Below are 4246 nucleotides of genomic sequence, written 5' to 3'. Positions count from 1 at the left end.
CGCCCGGCGCATGAACGCGGTGTCCACGCGTGTCGCGGCCGGAAGTGATGCCATGCGCTTCGCAGGCCACCACATCGCCATCAAGCAGCGCGACGATGCCGGTGAGCGGGCGCACCCAGCGCGGGGCGGCGGTGGACTGGCTGGCCACGCCCCAGCGCATGGATTTGGGCCAGGCGAAATCGCGGATGATCTGAGGGATAGCCTCGGCCAGGATTTCCGCCGCCGAGCGGCCTTCGCGGCGCAGCAGGGCGAACAGCACGATCCCCTTGGGCGTCTCACGCTCTTCCAACTGGTCGCGGGTCAAGCCGGTTTTCTTCAGGAAGCCGTCGATGGCCTGCGCCGGAGCGGTGGCGGCAGGGCCTTTCACTTCCTCCGCACTGCCTTCGCTGGCGGCGGCGACATCGTCCGCAATCAGCCAAAGCCGGCGCGGGGTGGCATCGGCGGTGAGGATGCCATGCGCGAGGCCGGCAGCCTTCAACGCATCGACGAAGCGCGTGCGCAGCTGGTCAGCCGCCGCAGCCTGCATGCGGGCCGGAATTTCTTCGGACTGGAGCTCAAGGAGGAACTTCACTTGCCTTGCTCCACCCAGCAATCCGCCACGGCCTTCACCAGATCGCGCACGCGGCCGATATAGGCTTGGCGTTCCGCCACCGAAATCACGCCGCGCGCATTGAGCAGGTTGAACAGGTGGCTGGCCTTGATCGCCTGGTCATAGGCCGGCAGCGGCAGGTTGCGTGCCACCAGCGCCCGGCATTCATCGGAAACGTCCTTGAAATGCTGGAACAGCTTCTCGGTGTTGGCGGCTTCGAAATTATAGGCGCTGAACTGCTGCTCGTTCTTCAGGAACACGTCGCCATAGGTCACGCCGCTATCGTTGTAGGCCAGATCGTAAATGCTCTCGACGCCCTGGATATACATGGCGAGGCGTTCAAGCCCGTAGGTCAGCTCGCCCGCCACCGGCGCGCAATCATGGCCGGCCACCTGCTGGAAATAGGTGAACTGGCTCACTTCCATGCCGTCGCACCACACTTCCCAGCCCAGGCCCCAGGCGCCCAAAGTGGGGCTTTCCCAGTCATCCTCCACAAAGCGCACGTCATGCTTGGCGCGATCAATGCCGATGGCGTCCAGACTGCCGAGATAGAGGCCGATCAGATCGGCCGGGCTGGGCTTCAGGATCACCTGGAACTGGTAGTAATGCTGCAGCCGGTTGGGGTTTTCGCCATAGCGGCCATCCGAAGGCCGGCGGCTGGGCTGCACGTAACAGGCATTCCAGTGATCCGGCCCCAGGCTGCGCAGCGTGGTGGCCGGGTGGAATGTGCCTGCCCCCACTTCCAGATCATGCGGTTGCAGGATCACGCAGCCGTGGCCGCCCCAATAGTGCTGGAGCGCGAGGATCATCGACTGGAAGGATAGGGGCTTGCTCACGCTGTGGCCCTTAGCGGGCGCGGGCTTGGCAGGTCAATCAGCGACAAGCCAATCCAGGATCGCCTTGTCATCCGCCGGATCGATTGGGGCTGCATAGACAGTGCGCATCTTGGCGATGGTTTCGCCCCATTGCACGCGGCTGAGGCGCGGCTGGGCGGTGATCATCGCGGCGCTGTGGCAGGCCAGGCAATTGTTGTTCACCGCTTCGGATGACACGCCATAGCGTTCGGGCAGCAGGCCTTCGGCATCGGGCAGTTCGACCGCCAGGCGCTTGGTTGGCGGGGCGGCGGCGATAAGGGCCAAGGCGGCAAGAGCAAGAGCGAGGCGCATCAGGCGATCTCCACGCGGACCGGATCAACGCCGGCGCGGTTGTAGCCAGACGGGTTCCAGTTCTGGGTGAGTGGCTGCGAAACCCCGGCGGAATTGGTGGCGCGGGCCATGATGATGTGCTTGCCCAGCGGCAGCGCCAGCGCACCCCGGAACCGGCGGAAACTGTAGCGGCCATGATCGGGGCCAAGCTGCGCTGGCACCCAGCTGCGGCCGCCATCGGCGGATAGCTCCACCGTCTTCAAGCCCTGATCGCCGCCCAGCGCCACGCCCTGCACCGGTGTAAACCCGCGTGGCGGCAGTTTGGCGTTATCGGCGATGTTGGTGATGACGGCGCGCGGCCGCATATTGGTGACCGGCACACGCGGGCCGGCCGGGGCGCCCGGCTTGATATCGGCCAGCGCATTGGCGGGTTGCAGATAGGCCTTGGCCATCCAGAAGCCTTCATCCGCCTTGTCCAGCACCTCGATGTGATCGAGCATCTTCACCCAATAGGTGGAATACCAGCCCGGCACGACGAGGCGCAGCGGAAAGCCGTTCAACAGTGGCAGCGGCTGGCCGTTCATGCCCCAGGCGATCAGCACGTCGTCGGTCAGCGCGTGATCGATGGGCAGCGATTTCTCGAAATCGGGCGCGGCCTCCACCAGCGGCGTGTCGAGCCCGCCGAAGCGCACGGCGACCGCGCCAGGATTGACGCCGGCCAGCGCCAGCACATCCTTCAACCGCACGCCTTCCCACAGCGCATTGCCCATCGCGCCATTGCCCCATTGGGCGCCGGCCATGCGCGGGTTGAACAGGCCGCGGCCGTTGCCGGCGCACTGATTCACCGCGGCAATGGCGACGCGCGGCAGCTTGGCGAGATCGGCCAGCGACAGGTTGAGCGGCTTGCCAACATGGCCGGCGATGCGCAGCCGGTGCTTGGCCGGATCGATTTCGGTCGGGAACGGATAATGCCAGCGCACATAAAATCGATCGTTCGGCGTGAAATCATGCGCATCAAACACGCTGATCGGCGTTTCCAGCAGCGGCGGCGTTGCGCGCTGCAGGATCATCTCGCCTTTTTGCGGGAAAGCGCGCGTCGTGGGCCGCAGGCCATTGTCCGCAAAGCCCAGATCGACCTGCGCCGCAGCGGGTGCCGCAAGGGCGGAGGCGATAAGGGTGCGGCGGTTGAGCATGGGGATGGTGTAGCGGTCGCCGCCGTCAGGCGCCATGCAGGATGTGCATCACGTCGCCATCCTGCACCACATATTCCTTGCCTTCGGCGCGCAGACGGCCGGCGTCCTTGGCGGCGGTTTCGCCGCCCAGCGTGACATAGTCATCAAAGCCGATGGTTTCGGCGCGGATGAACTTCTTCTCGAAATCGCCGTGGATTTCGCCGGCAGCCTGCGGAGCCTTGGAACCGCGCTTCACCGTCCAGGCGCGGGCTTCCTTGGGGCCGACGGTGAAGAAGGTGATCAGGCCGAGCAATTCATAGGCCGCGCGCACAACGCGGGCGAGGCCAGTTTCGTGGAGGCCCAGGCTCTCCAGATATTCCTGGCGGTCGGCTGGCTCCATCGTGGCGATCTCGGCTTCGATGGCGGCCGAAACCACCACGGCACTGGCACCGATCCCGGCGGCCATCTTCGCCACGGCCTCGCTCAAGGCGTTGCCGGTGGCGGCGCTGGCTTCTTCCACGTTGCACACATAGAGCACCGGCTTGGTGGTGAGCAGCTGGGCGTTCTTCAGGGCGCGGGCTTCGTCCTCATCCTTCGGCTCGGTCAGGCGGGCGGGCTTGCCGGCCTGCAGAAGGGCCAGCGCCTGGCCCAGCACCGCCGCTTGCACCTTTGCTTCCTTGTCGCCCTGCTGCGCCTTTTTCAGCAGCTGCGGCACGCGCTTTTCCAGGCTTTCAAGGTCGGCCAGCATCAGCTCGGTCTCGACGGTTTCGGCGTCTTCCACCGGATCGACCTTGCCGGCAACGTGGGTCACGTCATCATCGATGAAGCAGCGCAGCACATGCGCAATGGCGTCGGTCTCGCGGATGTTGGCGAGGAACTGGTTGCCCAGGCCTTCGCCCTTGGAAGCACCCTTCACCAGGCCGGCGATATCGGTGAAGCCCAATTGGGTTTCGATGATCTTCTGGCTCTTGGCGATGGACGCCAGCTTGTCGATGCGCGGGTCTGGCACGGCCACATTGCCCACGTTCGGCTCGATCGTGCAGAACGGATAATTGGCCGCCTGCGCCGCCGCGGTTTGCGTGAGCGCGTTGAACAGGGTGGATTTGCCGACGTTGGGCAGGCCGACGATACCGACGCGGATGGGCATGATGAAGTTCCTGGCAGGATGTTTGAGCGCTCTCTAGGGCGCGAAGTTCAGGGCTGCAACCGCAGCGCGATGTCGGACAGGTAGCGGGGTTCATCACCGGCCAGCAGCGTGGGCAGTTCGGCGGCCAGCACACCAAGAAGATCGGCGAGCGGGTCCATTTCCACCTTGGCGAAATTGCCCAACACGTGCCCGG

5 protein-coding genes and 1 pseudogene are annotated in these 4246 nt (G+C 65.2%); all 6 read right to left on the bottom strand.

Features of this window, described 5'->3' with window-relative positions:
* Nucleotides 1-571: glycine--tRNA ligase subunit beta (locus RT662_RS11940; protein ID WP_313670931.1), on the bottom strand; the 571-nt coding region annotated here is incomplete at its 3' end.
* Nucleotides 568-1425: a glycine--tRNA ligase subunit alpha gene (locus RT662_RS11935; RefSeq protein WP_313670930.1), complete on the bottom strand. Its 858-nt coding sequence runs from the start codon at nt 1423-1425 to the stop codon at nt 568-570. The genes RT662_RS11940 and RT662_RS11935, both read right to left, overlap by 4 nt.
* A 33-nt stretch (nt 1426-1458) precedes the next feature.
* Entirely contained in the window at nt 1459-1755 is a 297-nt protein-coding gene (locus RT662_RS11930) for a cytochrome c (RefSeq protein ID WP_313670929.1), read from the bottom strand.
* Nucleotides 1755-2963: a molybdopterin-dependent oxidoreductase gene (locus RT662_RS11925; RefSeq protein WP_313670928.1), complete on the bottom strand. Its 1209-nt coding sequence runs from the start codon at nt 2961-2963 to the stop codon at nt 1755-1757. Before RT662_RS11925 ends, RT662_RS11930 begins: the two co-directional genes overlap by 1 nt.
* Nucleotides 2953-4053 carry a redox-regulated ATPase YchF gene (gene ychF, locus RT662_RS11920; RefSeq protein WP_313670927.1) on the bottom strand — a complete coding sequence of 367 codons (1101 nt, stop codon included), beginning with the start codon at nt 4051-4053 and terminating at the stop codon, nt 2953-2955. The genes RT662_RS11925 and ychF overlap by 11 nt, the downstream gene beginning before the upstream one ends.
* A gap of 47 nt (nt 4054-4100) precedes the next feature.
* Nucleotides 4101-4246 (bottom strand): annotated as a pseudogene (locus RT662_RS11915) (aminoacyl-tRNA hydrolase); the annotation flags it as partial.

The sequence above is a fragment of the Sandarakinorhabdus sp. genome (assembly GCF_032115815.1).
Classification (GTDB): Bacteria; Pseudomonadota; Alphaproteobacteria; order Sphingomonadales; family Sphingomonadaceae; genus Sandarakinorhabdus.
This window is presented reverse-complemented; position numbering and strand designations above follow the sequence as displayed.

Coding starts and splice junctions, on each gene's coding strand:
- RT662_RS11930 (WP_313670929.1), bottom strand. CDS start 1,755: ATGCGCCTCGCTCTTGCTCTTGCCGCCTTGGCCCTTATCGCCGCCGCC.
- RT662_RS11925 (WP_313670928.1), bottom strand. CDS start 2,963: ATGGCGCCTGACGGCGGCGACCGCTACACCATCCCCATGCTCAACCGC.
- ychF (WP_313670927.1), bottom strand. CDS start 4,053: ATGCCCATCCGCGTCGGTATCGTCGGCCTGCCCAACGTCGGCAAATCC.